Source organism: Cronobacter sakazakii (assembly GCF_000982825.1).
Taxonomy (GTDB): domain Bacteria; phylum Pseudomonadota; class Gammaproteobacteria; order Enterobacterales; family Enterobacteriaceae; genus Cronobacter; species Cronobacter sakazakii.
The window spans coordinates 2,740,382-2,760,756 of sequence record NZ_CP011047.1 but is presented as its reverse complement, the minus strand read 5'-3'; the positions used below and the strand labels follow the sequence as shown (position 1 = coordinate 2,760,756).

Genomic DNA, 20,375 nt, shown 5'->3' with positions numbered 1-20,375 from the left:
CATGTCGCGTAATGCATTTATAAAATACATCCGAAATAATACTCTTTGCGCATAGCAAAGAATCACGGCGTCATAGCAGCGACATTGCTGGATTTACCTGGTTATTGTTACTGTAAAAAATAAACCAACAATAATGGCAGTGCGGCTGGCATTTTAAAGACTGACAACAAAGAAACAAGATACAATGAATTACTTTTTTGGAGGAATTTAATATTGAAAATATAATATTAGCTGGATAAGCGCGGTATTAATATTATCAGAGCCATAACAAGAGGCATACTGTATAAATAAGCTAATACTAATAGCTTAAATGCTTTCCGGCTAATACGATAAGCGTGATGAGCGGGACGGTGCGGAATTAAACATTTTAAGCAGTGTAAGAACAATCAAATGTACGCCGCGTGACGGGATTTGGCACGCGGCGCATATCGTTACAGATAAGTGCGCAGGTATTCCGTCAGACACAGAATAGCCATTGCCTGACCATAAGGCATCGACGTAAGCGGGATCTGCCGGTAAAAGTCGAGATCGCTTCCCATGCCGGTGCCGAACGATACCTGCAACAGCTCGCCCTGCGGCGAAACGTTCGCCACTACGCCTTTGATAGCCTTCTCCGCCACCAGGCCGTACTCCTTGCCGATATAGCGCTTGCGCACCGCCTTCAGCAGGCCGCAGGCGAACCCGGCCGTGGCGGACGCCTCCAGGTAGGAACGGGGATCGTCAAGAAGGGTATGCCACAAGCCGCTCTCATCCTGACACTCTGCAAGCGCCGCCGCCTGGCGCGCCAGCACCTGCGTCAGATAGCGGCGCACCGGATGCTGCTCCGGCCAGTCCATCAGCTCAAGAAAATCGGGGATAACAATCGTCACCCAACTATTGCCGCGCGCCCAGCGGGCGTTCGCAAAATTATGGCAACCTTCGTAGTTCCAGCCGTGGAACCACAGTCCGGTTTTCCGGTCCATCAGGTTCTGCACATGCAGCAGGAACTGATAGATCGCCTCATCAACGTACGCCTGACGCCCGAGCAGCTTGCCGATTTTAGCGAGCGGCAGAACCGTCATCATCAGCGTGTCGTCCCACATCTGCTGATGATTCTCTTCAGCGAGCGTGATGTGCTGCATCCCGCCCTGGTCGGTGCGCGGCATTTCATACATGGCCCATTCGGCCCAGGTTTCAAGCCAGGGTAACAGCGCGGGGTCGCGCGTCTCTTCATAGCGGTACGCCAGCGTCAGGAACGGGGCCATCGTGTTGACGTTTTTAGTGGTGGCGCCTTCGGCAAAGCGCGCCGCGAACCAGTCGTCAATCACCGCGCGCATCCGCTCATCACCGGTCTGGCGGTAATATTGATAGATGCCGTACAGCCCTACCCCGTGCGTCCACTCCCAGCCTGCCCAGCCTTTGGTGTCAATCACGCGCCCGTCATCAAGGCGCAGGAGGAACTGCCCGGTTTCATCTTTAATGTTGATCAGGTTGTCGGTAATTTTGTGGATCATCGCCTTGAGTTCATCACGGGCAATGAAGCGCTCCGGCTGACGCAGCAGCGGGCTGTGTTTTACGGGCCAGACAATCATTAACTTAACCTCTGTGTCGTATCAAATTCGGGAGTGACCATTTTCAGCGGGGGTGCAGCTGGCTTATTGCGGTTCAGATAGCCAATGTTGTTATTCCCCCACAGGCTTTCATAAGGCATGCCCGCCAGCATCTCGACCGTCGCGCGGTTCGCGGGGCTGATGCTCTCCGGCATCACACGGCCGCTGGCGCGCATCTTCGCGGTCTCTTCACGCAGAATGCTGTGGGTTTTCAGGTTGAGCTTAAAGCGCAGGGAAATCAGGAAACCGCAGGCCAGCACGGCTATCGTGCCGACGCTTAAAATGGTCAGAATGGTATGGCTCACCGCGGGTGCCTGGGTGCTCTGACCGGAGACAAACCCGGACATCTGCATCACAATTCCCACCAGCATCACCGCGCCCGCCTGCGAGGCTTTACGGGTGAGCGTCATGATCCCCGCAAAAATGCCCTCGCGGCGCTGCCCGGTGACCACTTCATCGACATCGGCGATATAGGTGTAGGTATTCCACGGCACATAGTTAATGCCGCCGCGCCCGAGGCCCGCCAGCGCCGAGACCAGCAACAGCAGCGAGTAAATATCGCTCATGCCGGTGTAATAGAGCAGCGCGTAAGAGAGCGAGCTCAGGCCAAACAGCACCACCACCATGCGGTAAGACGGCGCAGGCCCGAAGCGGATGCAAAGCGGGATCATCGCGATAACGGCGATAAACTGGAAAACCGCCATCGTGCCGAGCAGATTAGAGGCGACAGACGCTTCCTGCATCAGCACAAACACCACGTAGTAAGTAAACACCGCGTTGAAGACGTCCTGGGCGATATAGCCGCCGAGATACATGCCAAGATGCTGGCGGAAAATACGGATACGCAGCGTGGAGGAGAGTTCAACCACCAGACGGCGCAGGCTCTGGCCGAGCGTCAGGTGTTTCTTCTCTTCTTCGGCGCGCAGCGCGGCCTGTGACCACTCTTCGCGCGGGCGCTCCCAGATGAAGATCCACACCAGCGTCAGCATGATCGCGCAGAGCACCGAGAAGACCAGGCTTGCATAGAAGAAGGAGACTGCATTGTCTTTACCGAAGTGCGTCAGCAGCACGCCCGGCAGGAACGACGCCAGAATGGCGGACATCTGGGCCATCGAAATACGCGCGCCGGAGAATTTGGTTTTCTGTTTGAAATCGTCGGTCATTTCCGGCACCAGCGTCTCGTAAGGCACCAGAATCATGGTGTAGACGATATCAAACAGCAGGTAGGTGAGCAGGTAGTACCAGAATCCCATATCCCCCACCCACATCAGCGAGTAGCTAAAGACACAGGGAATACCCAACAGAATAAAGAATTTCCGGCGGCCAAACCGGCGGCCGAGCCAGGTGGTGCCGAAGTTGTCAGTAAGAAAACCCATCAGCGGGCTGACCACCGCATCAGCGACCCTCGCCGCCGCGAAAATGAAGGTCGCCTCAATCGGGCTTAAGCCACAGAAGGTCGTGTAGAAATAGAGAAGCCACGCTGCCGTGAGGGCGGTCGTTCCTGCGCCGAGGAAGTCTCCTGACCCGTAGGCAAGGTAATTTGCCAGTCCTGGTTTACGCGTTTTCATCGCCGTCACCCTGTGTGTTTTTATGTGGAGTCCTGCGGCCAGGCGCAGAGCTATCAGGGCTAAAGTAAAAGTATGGCGGGTGGGAAACCTTTCCTTTTCTGCCACCTGAAACGCAATACTGGCAAAAATACAAAGAGCGCCGCCACCGGCTTCACTGATTTATAAAACAGCGTTTCGAAGTGTTCAAAGCGGGAGTTCAGAACTGCGAGCCAGCCGCCAAAAATCGGACGGCCGGAGAAAGAAAACGCGCGGCGGCGCGTTTTACAGAAGATGGTTAACGGTAATTGACGATGACCTGGCTGCTGCGCACTTCCAGCGCCGGCCACAGCCTGCCGCCGCCCGGCACTTCAAAGATAAAGCGCAGCGGCTCGGCGGCGGAAACGTTGGTAAAGGCGCGCGTGGTGCCGGTCTGGTCGTCCACGTCCACACAGCGGGTCTGCGAGCAGAGCCGCGCCACCATGCCTGCGGGCGTCGGGCCTGCCAGCTCATAGCGCCAGACCACGACCGTCATCACGCCCTGCGGCGGCGGGGAATCCGGTGCCAGCAGCGGTGACGAGGCCGCCATGCCGCGCTGGCTCACAACCGGCCCCATCGCGCTCGCCTGCCAGGCGCCCTCTCCTGCGGCGTTCGCCAGCACAGGCAGCGTCAGCAACGCCATTAACAAGCGCGCGCGCATTATTTACCTCCGATGCTGGACGTCATGCGGATATTGCGGTTATCGGAGAGCTCAAGGTTCGAGAGCACCACCAGCTGCGGCAGATTGCGGCGCAGGAAACGCGCGAGCAGCGGACGCAGCGCGTGGTTCACCAGCAGTACTGGCGGCGCGCCGAGCATCTCCTGGCGCGACAGCGCCTCTTGCGCCTGCTCAAGCAGGCGATCCGCAAGGCCAGGCTCCAGGCCACCGCCGCCCTGCAACGCCTGCAACAGCAGACGCTCAAGCGACGTATCAAGCCCAATCACCTGCACTTCGTCGTTGCCAGGGAACCACTGCTGGGTAATCGCGCGGCCCAGCGCCACGCGCACCACGGCGGTCAGTTCGTTCGGATCGTTCTGAACCGGCGCGTGCTCGGCGAGCGTTTCCAGAATGGTGCGCATATCGCGGATTGGCACTTTCTCGGCAAGCAGGTTTTGCAGCACTTTATGCAGCGTGGTGAGCGTCACGACGCCCGGCACCAGATCTTCGGTCAGTTTCGGCAGCTCTTTGCTCACGCGATCGAGAAGCTGCTGCGCTTCCTGACGGCCAAACAGCTCAGCGGAGTATTGCGCGATCAGATGGTTCAGGTGCGTTGCCACCACGGTGCTGGCCTCAACCACCGTAAAGCCCTGGATTTGCGCCTGCTCTTTCAGCGCGCTTTCAATCCAGATAGCGGCCAGACCAAACGCCGGATCGACCGTCGGCTCGCCCGGCAGAGAGCCTGCGGCGGTGCCGGGGTTAATCGCCAGCCAGCGGCCGGGATAGGCTTCACCGCTGCCGATTTCCACGCCTTTCATCAGAATACGATAACGAGCCGGCGGCAGATCCATGTTGTCGCGAATATGCACCACCGGCGGCAGAAAGCCGAGATCCTGCGCGAATTTCTTACGGATACTGCGGATGCGGCCCAGCAGTTCGCCGTCCTGCTGCATATCCACCATCGGGATCAGGCGGTAGCCCACTTCCATCCCGAGCGAATCTTCCAGCTGCACGTCGTTCCAGGTCGCTTCCACGGCCTGCGGATTATCCTGCTGGATAACCGGCGCGGGCGCGGCTGGCGCCTGCTGTTCGCGGCCACGCATCCACCAGGCGAGCCCCAGCAGCGCGGCGGTAAACAACAGGAACACAAAGTTAGGCATCCCTGGCACCATACCGAGCAGGCCGAGGACGGCGGCGCTCAGCACCATCACGCGCGGGTTATTGAACAGTTGGCCGACCATCTGCTCGCCAACGTCCTGATCGGTGGCGACGCGGGTCACGATAACGCCCGCTGCGGTCGAAATCACCAGCGCCGGGATCTGTGCCACCAGGCCGTCACCGATGGTCAAAAGCGTATAGCTCTCCGCCGCCTGGCCGACCGGCATACCGTGCTGCACCACACCCACCAGCAGGCCGCCGATAATGTTGATAGCCATAATCAGCAGGCCCGCGACGGCGTCACCGCGCACGAACTTACTCGCACCGTCCATCGAGCCGTAAAAGTCGGCTTCCTGGGTCACTTCAGTACGACGTTTTTTCGCTTCCTCTTCACCGATAAGCCCGGCGTTAAGGTCGGCGTCGATAGCCATCTGTTTGCCTGGCATCCCGTCAAGGACAAAGCGCGCGCCCACTTCCGCGATACGCCCCGCACCCTTGGTGATAACCATGAAGTTAATGATGACGAGAATGATGAACACCACGATACCGATGGCGAAGTTGCCGCCGACCAGGAAGTGGCCGAACGCCTCCACCACTTTCCCCGCCGCCGCCGCACCCGTGTGGCCGTCCATCAGAATGATACGCGTGGACGCAATGTTCAGCGCCAGACGCAGCAACGTGGTAAACAGCAGAATGGTCGGGAACGCCGCGAATTCCAGCGTGCGCTGGGTGAACATCGCCACCAGCAGCACCATAATGGAAAGCGCGATGTTAAAGGTGAACAGCAAATCCAGGATGAAGGCCGGTAATGGCAGCACCATCATCGACAGGATCATCAGGATGATAACCGGCCCGGCGAGTATCTGCCATTGGGTCGATTTCAAATTGCCAGGCAGGCGCAGCATTGCCACCAGATTAGCCATCAGTGTCCTTCTCGTTCAAAAAATCCAGCGCCTCAGGCACCGGAAGGTTTTCAGGTTTCTTCGGAATCAAGCCGCCAGCCAGACGCCAGCGCTTGAGTTGCCATACCCATGCCAGCACTTCCGCGACGGCAGCGTAAAGCTGCCCCGGGATCTGCTGACCGATTTCCGCGTGCCGGTATAACGCGCGCGCCAGCGGCGGCGCTTCCAGCATCGGAATTCGATGTTCATTACCAATTTCGCGAATACGCAGCGCCACCAGCCCTGCGCCTTTGGCCACCACTTTCGGGGCGCTCATCTTGTTCTCGTCATACTGCAACGCTACCGAGTAGTGCGTCGGGTTGTTGACGATAACGTCGGCTTTCGGTATGTCCGCCATCATGCGGCGACGGGCGGCTTCGCGCTGCTGCTGGCGAATGCGCCCTTTCACGTGCGGATCGCCTTCCTGGTTCTTGAATTCATCGCGAATATCCTGGCGCGACATGCGTAATTTTTTGGTGTGGCTGACTATCTGCCAGAACACGTCAAAGCCCACCATCGGCACCAGGCCCATCACGATAAGAATGCAGCACAGCGCGACCAGATTCAGGGCGTTGCGCATGGCGGCTATCGGCGATTCGCTGATAAGACGCATAATGTCTGGCCAGTTGTACCAGAGGAAACAGCCCGTCACGATGCCCACCAGGACCGACTTCAGAATGGCTTTCAGCAACTCCGCCAGCGACTGCGATGAAAAAATGCGTTTGATGCCCGGCAACGGGTTCAGTTTTTCTGGCTTAAACGCCACCGCTTTCGGGTTAAACAGCAGGCCACCTAACAGCATCGGGGCAAACAGCGCCACAATCACCACGCCCATAATCAGCGGGACCAGCGCCATCAGCGCCTGCTTTATCAAAAAACTGATCTGCCCGACCACAAGTTTAGGGTCGTTAATAATGCTGTGATCGAAATGGAGGCCGTGAGAGAGCATGGCCGCCAGCTGACGTGCCAGCAGCGAACCACCTACCCAAATCACCGCGACGCCAACCAGCAGCATCAGCATGGAGGTCAGTTCACGGGAACGGGGGATCTGCCCTTCTTCTCGCGCCTTTTCTCGTCGGTGGGGTGTGGGGGCTTCTGTTTTGTCGTCGCTATCGTCTGACACGATTCGATTCTCGCAGCTACTATTACGCAGCTAGCATGCCAGAGGCGGGAAAAGCTAATGGGAAGAGAAAAGCGCAAAACCGGTGGTTGTTTCGCGCTTTACTGCCCTCCCCGAAGGGAGGGTTAGCGGGGATCAGAACCCCAGACTGTCGAGCAGGTCGTCGACCTGATCCTGGCTTGCCACGACGCCTGCGGCGGTGGCGTCCAGCTGCGGGCCGTTGAGCAGGCTGTCGTTCGGGCGCTTGGCGCGCGCGTTCGGCTCCGGCATGTTCTCCAGCAGCACCATCAGAAGCTGGCGCTCAATCTCCTGGATAACATCCATCATGCGCTTGATCACCTGACCGGTCAGATCCTGGAAATCCTGTGCCATCATGATTTCCAGAAGCTGGGCGTTGGTGAAGCTCGTATGGTCCGGAACCTCGGCCAGATACTGGCGGGTGTCGGTCACGAGTTCGCGCGCGTCGCTCAGTTCGATCGGGTTTTCGAACCATTCGTCCCAGCGGCCGCTCAGCGCTTTCGCGTCGCTTTCCAGTTTGTTCTGGTGAGGCTGCGAAGCCTCGACGCAGTTCAGGGCGCGTTCGGCGGCCTGCGCTGTCATCTGCACCACGTAATCCAGACGGTCGCGCGCGTCCGGGATAGCTTCCGCCGCTTCCGCAATCGCCTGATCAAGCCCCAGCTCGCGCAGACTGTCACGCAGCATGCGGGTAAGACTGCCGATACGGACAATAATGTCGCCAGTCGAATGCTCGTCAGTCGGTTTTATCGATGCCGTCATCTGCCTGTCCTCACATGCCGAGTTTTTCGAAAATCTTGCTCAGTTTTTCTTCAAGCGTCGCCGCCGTGAACGGTTTCACCACGTAGCCGCTGGCGCCTGCCTGCGCTGCCGCGATGATGTTCTCTTTCTTGGCTTCCGCCGTCACCATCAGTACCGGCATGGACGCCATAGCACCGTCGGCGCGAATGGTTTTGAGCAGCTCAAGACCATCCATGTTGGGCATGTTCCAGTCGGAAATCACGAAACCGAAACCGCCGGTCTGCAGTTTGTTGAGGGCATCCACACCATCTTCCGCTTCTTCTACGTTGTTAAAACCCAGCTCTTTGAGCAGGTTACGTACAATGCGGCGCATGGTGGAGAAATCATCCACAACCAGAAACTTGAGATCTTTATCCGCCATAAAAACTGTACTCCTCGTTAAATACGTATTGCCTGTCCGGCACTGATTTTCGCCAGCATCTGCTGGCTGACCTGGCTTAGATCGACGACTTCGCTGACGCCACCCATATTGATGGCCTCACGCGGCATGCCGAACACCACACAACTCGCTTCGTTTTGAGCGATGGTCCAGGCGCCCGCCTGGTGCATCGCCAGCATTCCCGCCGCGCCATCGTTGCCCATCCCGGTGAGGATCACGCCCACCGCGTTGCGCCCCGCATGTTTGGCTACGGAGTGAAACAACACATCCACGGCCGGACGGTGCCGGTTAACCGGCGGCCCGTCGTGGATTTTTATCTGGTAGTTAGCGCCGCTGCGCGCGAGCTCCATATGCTTATCGCCTGGCGCGATATAGGCATGGCCCGGCAGCACGCGCTCGCCGTCTTCGGCTTCTTTCACGCTAATCTGGCACAGCTTGTTCAGTCGCTCGGCGAAAGAACGGGTAAATCCAGGCGGCATGTGCTGGGTAATCAGTACTGCCGGGCTTGAGAGCGGCAGCGGCTGGAGCACATGGCGAATCGCTTCGGTGCCGCCCGTGGAGGCACCAATGGCAATCAGTTTTTCCGAACTCAACAGCGGGCCTGCTTTCAGCGTTTTCGGCACCGCGTCCGGCAGGCGGGCGGAAATCCGCGCACGCGAGGCGGTACGCACTTTATCGGCAATCAGTTCGCTGTAAGCCAGCATCCCTTCGCGAATGCCAAGCTGCGGCTTGGTCACGAAATCCACCGCACCCAGCTCCAGCGCGCGCAGCGTCACTTCAGAGCCTTTGCCCGTCAGCGAAGAGACCATGACCACCGGCATCGGACGCAGACGCATCAGTTTTTCCAGGAAATCGAGGCCATCCATGCGCGGCATTTCAACATCCAGCGTTAAGACATCCGGGTTGAACTGCTTAATCAGATCGCGCGCCACCAGCGGGTCCGGCGCCGTCGCCACCATCTCCATATCGCTGTGGCTGTTGATAATTTCGGTCATGATTTGACGCATCAGCGCCGAATCATCTACTGACAACACTCTGATTTTACTCATTCTTTTTCCTTACTCAGGGCATACACCGTCTGACCGCGCAGCGAGAACTCCCGACTGAGGTTACTGAAGTTTTCCGAGTGGCCTGCAAACAGCAGACCGCCTGGCTTCAGCAGCGGAACAAAGCGTTTGAGGATCTCCTGCTGTGTTTCTTTATCGAAATAAATCATCACGTTGCGGCAGAAAATCGCGTCAAATGGCCCCGGTACGTTGTACTGCTTATCAAGCAGGTTCAGCGAGGCGAACTCAATCTGGTTCGCCAGTTCGTTACGCACGCGCACCAGCCCCTGGTGAGGCCCGGTGCCGCGCATAAAATAGCGTTGCATCTGCTGCGGCGAGAGGGTTTTCAGCTCCTCCTGCCGGTAAATTCCGCTCTGTGCTTTTTGCAGCACTTCGGTATCGATATCCGTGCCGTAGACTTTCCAGCGGCCAGGCGCGGTGCCGAGCGTATCGGCAAGCGTAATGGCGATGGAGTAAGGCTCCTCGCCCGTCGACGCCGCGGCGCTCCAGACGCGGTACTCGCCCGAACGCTTACGCGCGTGCTCCGCCAGCACCGGGAAGTGGTGCGCCTCGCGGAAAAACGCCGTCAGGTTGGTGGTCAGCGAGTTGATAAACGCCTGCCACTCGGCGCTGTTGGCATTGGCCTCCAGCATGCTGAGATAGCGTCCGAAATCATCCAGCCCGAGCGTGCGCAGACGACGAACCAGACGGTTGTAAACCATGTCCCGCTTATGTTCGGCCAGCACGATCCCGGCGCGCTGGTATATCAATTGACATATCCGACGGAAGTGGGTGTCGGACAGCGCAAGGCGCTGTGTCATTTGTACTAATAATGACGTTTGCCCAGCAGGCATGGATGATGTCATGTTGCCTTCTTCTTCACAGTCAGAGTGTTACTGGCACCCCTTATGGGGGTGCGGCCATCTTGTTACGCTTACAAAAGCCGTGTTCAAGGTTTAAGACTGAAACGTTTTTCTTCTCGGACGCGCCGTGGATCACGCATCCGACTCTGTTCGTTTGCATGGACGAGCTGTGCAGTACGTCCCATGCTTTCGCGCCGCGCGCTTTTCCCAAAAACCCTTCCGACAGCGTTCCCCTTTGGTACAACATGCCTGCTTCCTTAGCCGGTCATACGCCGGAATCTGTTCAGAATGTTTCCCAGTTATCCTGGCCTGCGACAGCAGGTTTAGCCGGTACGATCGGCGCGTGGTCTGTTCTCGCGGGCACCGTTGCCGGGACGCTGCGCGGGACGCTGGCACGCGATGCCGCGAGACGGAAGGCGGCGACCGCCTGCGACAGGCGGCTTGCCTGGTCTTCCAGCGCGCTCGCGGCAGCGGCGGACTGCTGCACCAGCGAGGCGTTTTGCTGCGTCACGCGATCCATTTCGGAAACCGCCAGCGCCACCTGATCGATGCCGCGGCTCTGTTCATCGGACGCAGAGGCTATCTCGCCCATAATGTCGGTGACGCGCGTAACTGCCCCGACAATCTCCTGCATCGTTTCGCCCGCGCTTTCTACCAGCACGGAGCCGGAATCGACGCGCGAAACGGAATCTTCAATCAGCGCCTTAATCTCTTTGGCCGCCTGAGCGCTGCGGCTCGCGAGGTTGCGCACTTCGCCTGCCACCACCGCGAACCCGCGGCCCTGCTCCCCTGCCCGCGCCGCTTCTACGGCGGCGTTCAGCGCCAGAATGTTGGTCTGGAAGGCGATGCCATCAATGACGCTGGTAATGTCTGAAATCTTTTTCGAGCTGGCGGCGATGTCATGCATGGTGTTAACCACGCCATCCACCACTTTGCCGCCGCGCTGCGCGGTTTCCGACGCGCTCAGTGCCAGCTGCGATGCCTGACGGGCGTTTTCGGCGTTCTGTTTCACCGTCGCGGTCAGCTCTTCCATACTGGCGGCGGTCTGCTCCAGCGCGGACGCCTGCTCTTCGGTACGTGAAGAGAGATCGGTATTGCCCGCGGCGATTTCGCTGGTGCCGCTGTAAATCGCATCGGTGCCTTCACGCACGGTGCTTACCGTCTGGATCAGCGCCTGTTGCATATGCTGAACGCTCGCGGAAAGCTCCGTCATCTCGTTACGCCCGGTAACCGTAATGGTTTCGGTTAGGTTGCCGCCCGCAATCTCGCGAATATGGTGGATAACCCCTGCCAGCGGTTTGAGCAGAACGTGACGGATGCCGTACCACACCAGCGCGATAACCAGCACCACCAGAACCGCCAGAATGCCGGTCTGCCACTGGGCCACACGGAAATCGCTACGGCTCTCGTCCCAGGCCTGCTGTGCCAGACGCACGTTGACGTCGTCATAGCGCATAACGGCTTTTTCCAGCGCGTTCTGTTTGCCCTGCGTCGCCTGCGCGAAGTAGGCGTCCATGTTGCCGGTTTCCAGGTACTGCACCAGTTCGCTCAGTGCCTGGTAGTAATCACGATAGCTCTGCTCGACGTCGCCCGCGGCGGCGTTAATCTCCGCTACATCCACCGTCACGGCTTTAAAGGCGTTAAAGTGGGTATCCGCTTCAGCCAGCACTTTTTTCGCCGTGTTGAGCAGATCGGTTTTCGCGCTGCTCTGCTGGTTGTTCGCATTCATCATCATCCGCGCCGCTGAGCGGCTTAAGTTGATGCGGGTCTGCAGCAGCAGGTTCCACGACTGGTTGAGCTGCGCCTGTTGCAGTCGCAGCTGGTGCGACGCGGCGAAACTTTGCTGGTTTTCATTCAGTGACGAAAAAAACATCCCACCGGAAATGAATTGCAGCAGTGCGAAGACCACCAGCACCATCATCAACAGTGAGACAACGCGGATACGATTCAACATGCGACACCTTCCTTCTGGTTCCTGAAGGGGTTATCGGCATGGCCTGGGGGAACTTTATCGTAGTGTAAAGGAAATTTGCGTTAGTCGGCGGCGGACTCAGAACGCCACGTCCACCACCAGCGTATCGGTGTAACTGCCTGCGGGCGGCGTGTTCTGGGTCGCAAGGATACGCGCCGTGTATTGATAGGATTTCAGCAGGCCATCGCTGCTGACCTCGTGGGCGTGTCGCTGGCCCAGCGTTCGGTGCCGCTGACGCCCCAGCGGTTCGCGGTGCTGCCTTTATAAATCTCATAGCTGAGACGGTTAGTGCCGCTCGCCATATTGCGCACGCTGCCTACGGCATAGTTGCCGTTATTGATGCCAACGGTATAGGTGCTGCCTTTGGTGCAGGTGATGGCGATGGTTTGCGACACCGGCGCGAAGTCTTTCACCAGCGGCGCGCTGGCGAAATTCAGATTCGGCGCGGTGATCGTACTGCAATCGTTGGTGACGGTGAGCGTCACCAGGCTTGTGAAGGTTGACGTGCCGTTCTGCGGCGTCAGGCAGACCGCAATGCCGACCGCGCAGATGCTGTAGTTCACGCTGAAATTGAGCGTCACCTGATAGGCACCCGCCGCGACGTTCTGCCCTTGTAACGTGCGGATATAGATCGGGAAGGTGTAACGTTTACTGGTTAAGAGATTCAGAAGCGACTGCCCGGTCCAGCGGTAGCTGCCGTTAATGGCAAGCTCACTGCCGGACGGGCAGCCGCTCTGGGCGCAAACCTGAACGGGAATGCGGTCGGTGGTATCACCGCTACGCCCGAGCGTGGCGCGGGTGCCGGCGGTTGTGGTAGCGCCGGTCAGCGTCAGGGTCACGAAGTCATTATTGAGCACGTTCAACACCGAGTCGCAGTCCAGCGTCAGCGTCGCCGTTGTGGTCTGGACGGTGCTGTTAATCACAAATGACGTCTGGCTGCCGTAGGCTGCGCCGGTGCCGCTGACGCGACAATCCGCCAGCGCAGGCAGGCTTGCCACAACAAGGAGAATCATCAGCAGCAGACGAATCATGGCGTACCCTCGCGACAAATGAGCGGACCATAGGTTTCCAGACGATGCGAGCGTGACGAGCTCACCGTCAGCGTGACGCGGCAAGTGCTGCCATCGGGTTTTGTGACGCGCAGCGGGTTCACCCCGCCAATATCCTCAAGCCAGGCGATACCGTCGTACCCCACCACCGCAGTGGGGCGATCATCACGAAACACCTGGCTTGATACCGGCAGCGGCTGGTCGTTTTCGTCATGCAAAATCACGCTCGCCACCCGCTCCTGCTCCATCGGGAAGGTCACCAGATAACCGCTGTTACGCCGCAGCGCGATGCGCCGTTCGGTATCACGGATGCGGGTATCGGCAGGCAGATTCAGCGCGTCGATGCTGTAGGTGGCCGGGTAATAGGACGTTACGCCGCTGACCAGCAGATAGCCTTCCTCGTCGGTCTCCCCGACCGGCTGGTTTTCAAAGTTCACCGTTACACCCGGCTGGCCGTCAGTGCTGACCACCGCGAAGGCGTCGTTGATTTGGTTTGCCGCAAACAGTTCACCGTCCATCGTCACCACAGACCCGGTGGCCTCAGCCCAGCGCGTGAGGTTTTTCGTCTGGCCGTAGATCCCGCCCTGCGTCTCAATGTGGTTGTTGCGCCAGCCGAGCGTCGCCTGCTGATAGTTGTCATCGCGCGACTGCCTGGCGTAAGCGAGGTTCCAGCTGAATCCGCCGTCGCTTGGCATCGCCTGGTTGAAGTTAACGCGCTGGGTTGAGCCGCTCTCCGGCGTGGTCTCGGCACTGAGCGCCACCGAGCTCTGCTCGCCGAGCGGGATTTGCAGCGAGAGCGCGAACGTCCAGTCGCGCCCTTCATAATCGTGGCTCGCGGCCAGATAAAGGCTGCTGTTCCACAGCGTTTTATTCCACGAGAGGTTCAGCAACCGGGTGTGGTCGCGGTTAAAGGACTGCACGTCAATCCAGGCCGCGCCGACGCTGCCCGCCGCGCCCATATTAAGCGTCAGCGCATACTGGGCGCTGGAGCGGCTTAAGGTGATGATAGGCTCCTGATACTGATCGTAGCGCACGGGCTGATCGTAGAGCGCCAGGTTGCCGAACCCGCGCGTGCGGCGGGTCTGCTGGGTAGAAATGCTGAAACCCGCCGTGTTGTACTGATAGCCCCAGTTCCACTGCTGGCCGCTGTTATCGCGCATCTTGCTCCAGCTTCCCGCGCCGTTGACCACACCGAAGCGGCCGAGCTTCACCAGCGACCCGACGCCGCCGAGCTTGAGCTTTTCCGCCGCTTCGCCGTGGGTTTCCAGCGTCCAGAAATCCGTCATCCCGTAGCGCCAGGAGCCGCTTGCCGCCGCCGGGCCGTAATCGAAATTTTTCACGCCGTAGTTGCGGCGAAGCGCGCCCGCGCTGAACGAGCCATCGCTTAAGCCCGGTTTCAGCAGCTCGCTTGCCACGTAAAACGGCAGCGTAGTGGAGACCTGGCGGCCCAGGGCGTCGGTGGTAACCAGCACCGCATCACCCGAGCCGTTAATATAAGGCAGATTGGTGAGCGTAAAGGGGCCGGGGGCGAGATCGGTCGAGCCGGAGCGGTAGCCGTTGATAAACACGTCTACCGTGGTGGGCACCGCCGCCTCGCCGGAGAACGCGGGCAGCGGATAGGTAATGAGATCGGGACGCAGCGAGAAATCGCGACCGACCGAAATGCCGCCCATGCGCACGCTGTTGCTCCAGCTCAGGCTGTCGCTGATAACATCGCCCAGCGACCAGCTCCAGGCGCTGTCATCGTTGGTGCTGTTAAACACGGTGTCGTAGCGCATATAGCCTTCATCCTGCCCCGGATAACCGCGGAACACTTCCCGTAACGCCCCGGTCGTGGAAAACGAGGCCGCATTGCCAAACAGACGCATCTCGTGCCAGAGCGACGCCTGACGCAGACCGTGATTGGTGTCGCTGGCGTAAAAATCGTAATTGAGCACCGCCCCGTTGCTGGCGCGCGGGCGCACCCGTCGCTCCTGCTCGCCGAGCGCCACGGTACGCGCGGGCACCCAGTCGGTCGGTACCGTCAGCAACAGCCACTGCCCGGTGCTGTCGTAGCGGCTTTTCACCTGCGGAAGCGCATCAATGTTAACCTCGCCCTGCGGGAGTTTATCGCCCGGCAGCCCGGCGCGCTGCAAATCGGCCGACGAGACCCACATCGCGCCGCCGCGCCGCGTTACCGGCACCACCAGCCCGGTATCGTAATAGTTGACCACCACCGACAGATGAAACACCGCCTGGCGGTCAATGGCCTGCGCGTCCGGCGGCGGCGGCAGCGCGTCGTCGCCTTCCAGCGCATAAACGGCGGGAGAGACGACACACAGCAGGCTGATTATCACCCCCCGACGACTCACCGGGCGGCGGCCTGCCATGTCCCCTCGCGGGCGTTGACGGAGGCGCTAAGCTGCGTCGGCTGCGACACGCCCGCTGGCAGCGGAAAGATGCGCGTCTGGCCTGGCAACACATAACCCAGCAATCCTTCCGCCAGCACGCGGGATTTGCCGCCCTGCTGTACCGTCACTTTGCTGATGCGCGCGTGGATCTGATCCCGGTTGGCAATTTCAATCGCGGGCTGGCCGTTATCTCTGACGACCCGCCAGGAGAGATTTTCCGGCTGTAAATAAGCGTGATGCGTGCCCGCGCGCTCGGTGGCGACGCCCTGGCCGTACGCGAAAAGCGGAATCGAATAGCGCATTTGCAGTTTCAGGCCGAGCTGCGGTTTGCCAGGCTCGGTGGGCTGCGGGATCTCATCCACCACGATACGGTACGCCTGCTCGACGCCCGTCGGGATCTGCGCCTGGCTTATCAGGCGGATGAGCTGCTTTTTACCGCCGTCGATACGTACAATCGGTGGGCTTGCCACCACATCCTGCTGCTGCTGGTAGCGCTCGTTGCCGCCCTCCTGCCGCCAGCGCACAATGCGCACCTGCATGGTCATCGGCGTGGCGCCCTGATTCTGAATCCACAACTCCGCCGCGTTGTCGCCGGGCGCGAGGTAAGGATCGATGGGCCAGATAAGCATATTGCCGGCCGACCAGGCGCTGCCTGTGGTCAGCCAAAACGCGGCGGCCAGTCCGAGCCGCCTGAGAGACGTTGCGCACTGCATCATGTCTGCTCTCCCTGTATCACCATGATAATGTCACCGTCAGCGTGTCGGTATAGCTGCCGGCGGGGCTAAAGCCCGTGAGCTGCGCTGCGCCAAAGAGAGGCAGCGAAATATTATTGCTGTTGCTGTAGGCGATGGAAACTGCCTGGTTGACGCCGATTTCACTCGCCGCATTGAGCGAGCTCGACGTATAGAGACGATACGGCACCCGTTCGGTACCGCCGCCGCGCACCATGTTGCGCACCGATGAGCCGTAGTTCTGGCCGCCGTTGATGCTCATGCTGAGCGCCACGCCTGGCGTACAGGCGAGCAATAACGAGGAAGACGGCACAAAACTGGTACTGACGCGCGTGCTTTCGACGCCGGTATGGGTGCCGAAGTTGAGCGATCCCATGACGCCGCCCGTGCCGGTCGTGACCGAACACCCGGCGGCGACAGTGGCGCTTACCTGAAACGACTGCGTCGTGACGGCCTGCGCGTTGCCGCTCACCGCTAACAGGCCAGCCGTCCCCCACAGAATGCGCCGCACAGCGCTCCCCAGGGGCAACCGCTGCCGGTTGCCCTTCATCCTCATCGCGGCCCTGCTGACGCTTAGTAGGTGACGCTGACGTTAATGGTGTCGGTGTAGGTGCCCGGTACGACGGTCACGCTGTTACCGCCGCCCTGAATACGGCCATAGATGGTGTAGTTACTCACGCCACCGGTCGTCGACGCGGCCGGAATGGAGGCGTTGTTCGCGATCACGTTCTGGAAGGCACTGTCGCTGTAGAGGCTGTACGCCACGCCCTGCGCGGTGTTTGTGGTATTGACCAGATAACGCCCCGGCGTGCCCGGCGTGCCAACAACGGTACCCGGCGCCTGGTTGGTACTGCCGGTTATCTGCACGGTGTATTCCGGCGTGGTGCACTGAATGGAGAAGGTGTTGCCGCCGCCCGCGCCCGTTAACTGGGTGGTCAGCGTGGAGAATGTCGCCGGGCTGGTCCCGAAGTTCAGCGTACCGAAGTTGATCCCGTTCTGGCTTGGGGAGCCGTTGATCAGGCAACCATTAGTCAGCGTTAAGGTTGCGCCGATGGTCCCGCTGCTGGTGACCGCATAACTTGCCGGCGCGCTCAGCATGACACCGGCACCGAAGATAACCGCTAACAGACGTGTTTTCATCGTGGATCCCCTCAAACTCAAAACGGAAGTGACGCGCTGGCAGGCCGGGCAAGTGGCCTTAGCCATAAAGCGCAGCGCGTCAGACGAGACGCTAATCTGAAATTTAGTTTATGTTTCAAAACATCACAAAAGTTGTTAAAAACATCAACGAGGCGTCTGAGGAGAAGGGAAAAACCTTTTATTACAGACAGTTAGGTTTTATTGAACGTTTCAGAATGTAAACGGTAAATGATATATTAATTGGTATGTGATTTACGTCACATTATAAGCCCCCCTGCTTAGCGGGTAGTGCGGCTCTTTTCTCTGTCGGTGCGATGTCGTCAGGCTCCTCCTTCGCCTGTGAACAGGCGAAAAAAAGGGGCGCTTTCGCGCCCCGTGCCACTGCTTTTCTTGTTGTCACGCCACGCGGGCGGTTGCGCTGTCAATCAGCTCCATCTCTTCGCTGTTGAGCAGCTTCTCAATGTGTACCAGAATCAGCATGCGTTCGCCAATAGCGCCGAGGCCTGTCAGGTATTCTGTGGAGAGCGTCACAGCGAATTCCGGTGCCGGGCGGATCTGCTCGGCCGTGAGAGACAGCACGTCAGAGACGCCATCCACCACGATACCGACCACGCGCTGGCCGAAGTTCAGTACGATAACCACGGTGTTTTCATTATATTCCACATCGCCCTGCTCAAACTTCACGCGCAGGTCAACGATAGGCACGATAACACCGCGCAGGTTGGTGACGCCTTTAATGAAAGACGGCGTGTTGGCGATACGGGTTACCTGATCGTAACCGCGGATCTCCTGCACTTTCAGAATATCGATACCATATTCTTCGTCGCCCAGAGTGAATACCAGGAACTCCTGGCCAGACGGCTCGCCGGCCAGTTTAGTGACGTTGCTCATACCGGTCATATTACTTACCTTTTCTACGATAGTGGCTTCAGGCGGCGGTCGGCGCCAGACGTTGCTCACGGTTTAAACTTTGCAGCGCGGATACATCAACAATCAGCGCCACGCTACCATCGCCCAGGATCGTGGCGGCCGAAATACCCGGCACCTTGCGATAGTTACTCTCAAGGTTTTTCACGACGACCTGGTGCTGACCAATCAGCTGATCGACCAGCAGTGCATAACGGCGACCGGCGCTTTGCAGGATAACGACAATGCCCTGCGTCGCTTCGGTTTTCGCCCCTTGCACATCAAAGACTTTCCACAACTCCACCAGCGGCAGATATTCGCCACGCACTTCCAGTACGCGCTCGCCGCCTGCCAGCGGATGCAGATCTTCTTCACGCGGCTGCAGCGACTCCATGACCGCGTTCAACGGCAGAATAAAGACTTCTTCGTTTACCTTAACCGACATGCCATCGAGGATAGCCAGCGTCAGCGGCAGCAGGATACGAATCGTCGTGCCCTGGCCCTGACGGGAGGCGATCTCAACATGGCCGCCCATCTCCTGAATGTTACGTTTCACCACGTCCATGCCGACGCCGCGACCGGAAACATCGGTCACCTGCTCTGCCGTGGAGAAGCCCGGCGCGAAGATGAGCATGCCCACTTCGTCATCGGTCATGCTTTCACTGACGGCCATGCCCTGAGACATCGCTTTCGCAAGGATACGCTCGCGGTTGAGGCCAGCGCCGTCGTCGGTCACTTCAATGCAAATGTTGCCGCCCTGATGTTCTGCGGAGAGGATCAGGTTGCCCACCGGGGATTTACCCGCAGCGGCGCGTTTTTCCGGCGATTCGATACCGTGATCGAGGCTGTTACGCACCAGGTGCGTTAACGGGTCGATAATGCGTTCAATCAGGCTCTTATCGAGTTCGGTGGAGCTGCCCTGCAGGGTCAGTTCAACCTGCTTGCCAAGTTTGCTCGCCAGATCGCGCACCAGACGCGGGAAGCGGCTGAAGACGTATTCCATCGGCATCATACGGATGGACATGACCGATTCCTGCAGATCGCGGGCGTTACGTTGTAACTGACTCATGCTGGTGATCAGGTCGCCGTGGGTGACCGGGTCAAGCTCATTGGAGCGCTGCTGGAGCATCGACTGGGTAATAACCAGCTCGCCCACCAGGTTTATCAGTTGGTCAACTTTCTCCACCGCTACACGAATACTGGTGTTTTCTTTTTCGCGGGCCGGTTTGTTCTGCTCGGCGCGTGGGGCGCTGGCGGCAGGCGCTTTCGCGACCGGTGCGGCCACAGGCGCAGGCGCAGGCGCGGCTTCCACCACCGGCGCGGCCGCGACAGCAGGCGCTTCATCAGCGGCAGGCAGCGGCAGGAACTCAATCTGATCGCCTTCGATGACAAAGCAGAGCACCGCGGTGATGTCATCTGCGCTGGCGCTGGTTTCAAGAGTGGCGATCAGGTGATCGGCGCCCTTTTCAATCTGGCTTAAGGCGCCGAGATTACCGAGCTCTTCCTGCAGGAGTTCGATTTCATTGCCTTTGAGTTTGCCAAGCTTTATGCGCAGCTTGCCGCCATCCGTGGGTGCACTGGCCGCAGGTGCCGCAGTTTCTGTTTCAACAACAGAGAGTTTCGCCGCCGCCGCAGGCGCTTCGCCTTTGGCTTCGAGCGCCAGTTGGCGCAGTGCCTGACAGATGTATTCAAAGCTGGCTGCGTCCGGCTCCGAAGAGCTTTTATAAGCGTCAAGCTGTTCCTGCATAATATCTTTGGTTTCCAAAAACAGGTTGATAATGTCGGTGTTGAGTTGCATTTCACCCCGACGTGCTTCATCCAGCAGGTTTTCCATCAGATGGGTGGTTTCCTGCAGGATGGTGAAGCCAAAGGTTCCCGCGCCACCCTTGATGGAGTGCGCGGCGCGGAATATGGCATTTAGCTGTTCGGCATCGGGTGCTTCGGGCACCAGATCGAGCAAATGCTGCTCCATGTCAGCCAACAGTTCGTCAGCCTCATCGAAAAATGTCTGATAAAAATCGCTAATATCCATAC

Annotated in this window: 16 protein-coding genes and 1 pseudogene; all 17 read right to left on the bottom strand. The window is 59.0% G+C overall.

Annotated elements, in window-relative coordinates; translation table 11 throughout:
* Positions 1–431 precede the first annotated feature (431 nt).
* A complete protein-coding gene (gene bglB, locus CSK29544_RS13180) occupies positions 432–1,571 on the bottom strand; it encodes a beta-galactosidase BglB (protein ID WP_007900764.1) in 1,140 nt (379 codons plus the stop codon).
* On the bottom strand, positions 1,571–3,157 hold the full coding sequence (locus CSK29544_RS13175; protein ID WP_029039200.1) for an MFS transporter: 1,587 nt from the start codon (positions 3,155–3,157) through the stop codon (positions 1,571–1,573). The genes bglB and CSK29544_RS13175 overlap by 1 nt, the downstream gene beginning before the upstream one ends.
* A gap of 274 nt (positions 3,158–3,431) precedes the next feature.
* A complete protein-coding gene (gene flhE, locus CSK29544_RS13170) occupies positions 3,432–3,833 on the bottom strand; it encodes a flagellar protein FlhE (RefSeq protein ID WP_007900770.1) in 402 nt (133 codons plus the stop codon).
* Positions 3,833–5,911: a flagellar biosynthesis protein FlhA gene (flhA, locus tag CSK29544_RS13165; RefSeq protein WP_004387398.1), complete on the bottom strand. Its 2,079-nt coding sequence runs from the start codon at positions 5,909–5,911 to the stop codon at positions 3,833–3,835. The genes flhE and flhA overlap by 1 nt, the downstream gene beginning before the upstream one ends.
* The gene (flhB, locus tag CSK29544_RS13160) at positions 5,904–7,052 is read right to left on the bottom strand and encodes a flagellar biosynthesis protein FlhB (protein ID WP_015386598.1); all 1,149 of its coding nucleotides are present in this window, start codon (positions 7,050–7,052) and stop codon (positions 5,904–5,906) included. Before flhB ends, flhA begins: the two co-directional genes overlap by 8 nt.
* Positions 7,053–7,184: 132 nt before the next feature.
* Positions 7,185–7,826: a protein phosphatase CheZ gene (gene cheZ / locus CSK29544_RS13155; protein ID WP_004388327.1), complete on the bottom strand. Its 642-nt coding sequence runs from the start codon at positions 7,824–7,826 to the stop codon at positions 7,185–7,187.
* Positions 7,827–7,836: 10 nt separating this feature from the next.
* On the bottom strand, positions 7,837–8,226 hold the full coding sequence (gene cheY / locus CSK29544_RS13150; protein ID WP_004388326.1) for a chemotaxis response regulator CheY: 390 nt from the start codon (positions 8,224–8,226) through the stop codon (positions 7,837–7,839).
* A gap of 17 nt (positions 8,227–8,243) precedes the next feature.
* A complete protein-coding gene (locus CSK29544_RS13145; RefSeq protein ID WP_004388325.1) occupies positions 8,244–9,293 on the bottom strand; it encodes a protein-glutamate methylesterase/protein-glutamine glutaminase in 1,050 nt (349 codons plus the stop codon).
* The gene (gene cheR, locus CSK29544_RS13140) at positions 9,290–10,156 is read right to left on the bottom strand and encodes a protein-glutamate O-methyltransferase CheR (RefSeq protein ID WP_004388324.1); all 867 of its coding nucleotides are present in this window, start codon (positions 10,154–10,156) and stop codon (positions 9,290–9,292) included. The genes CSK29544_RS13145 and cheR overlap by 4 nt, the downstream gene beginning before the upstream one ends.
* A gap of 280 nt (positions 10,157–10,436) precedes the next feature.
* Entirely contained in the window at positions 10,437–12,107 is a 1,671-nt protein-coding gene (tar, locus tag CSK29544_RS13130) for a methyl-accepting chemotaxis protein II (RefSeq protein ID WP_007900785.1), read from the bottom strand.
* Positions 12,108–12,203: 96 nt separating this feature from the next.
* Positions 12,204–13,156: pseudogene (locus CSK29544_RS13125) on the bottom strand (Csu type fimbrial protein).
* Positions 13,153–15,543, bottom strand: a complete 2,391-nt coding sequence (locus CSK29544_RS13120; protein WP_029039202.1) for a fimbria/pilus outer membrane usher protein — start codon at positions 15,541–15,543, stop codon at positions 13,153–13,155. The pseudogene CSK29544_RS13125 and the gene CSK29544_RS13120 overlap by 4 nt, the downstream one beginning before the upstream one ends.
* Positions 15,522–16,280, bottom strand: a complete 759-nt coding sequence (locus CSK29544_RS13115) for a fimbrial biogenesis chaperone (protein WP_007850878.1) — start codon at positions 16,278–16,280, stop codon at positions 15,522–15,524. The genes CSK29544_RS13120 and CSK29544_RS13115 overlap by 22 nt, the downstream gene beginning before the upstream one ends.
* Before the next feature lie 16 nt (positions 16,281–16,296).
* Complete coding sequence (locus CSK29544_RS13110; RefSeq protein WP_007900802.1) at positions 16,297–16,806, bottom strand: Csu type fimbrial protein; 510 nt, start codon at positions 16,804–16,806, stop codon at positions 16,297–16,299.
* A 62-nt stretch (positions 16,807–16,868) separates the two neighbouring features.
* Positions 16,869–17,435 carry a Csu type fimbrial protein gene (locus tag CSK29544_RS13105; protein WP_004384892.1) on the bottom strand — a complete coding sequence of 189 codons (567 nt, stop codon included), beginning with the start codon at positions 17,433–17,435 and terminating at the stop codon, positions 16,869–16,871.
* A gap of 396 nt (positions 17,436–17,831) precedes the next feature.
* Complete coding sequence (cheW, locus tag CSK29544_RS13100) at positions 17,832–18,335, bottom strand: chemotaxis protein CheW (RefSeq protein ID WP_004384891.1); 504 nt, start codon at positions 18,333–18,335, stop codon at positions 17,832–17,834.
* Positions 18,336–18,363: 28 nt separating this feature from the next.
* Entirely contained in the window at positions 18,364–20,373 is a 2,010-nt protein-coding gene (gene cheA, locus CSK29544_RS13095; protein WP_007900805.1) for a chemotaxis protein CheA, read from the bottom strand.
* Positions 20,374–20,375 lie beyond the last annotated feature (2 nt).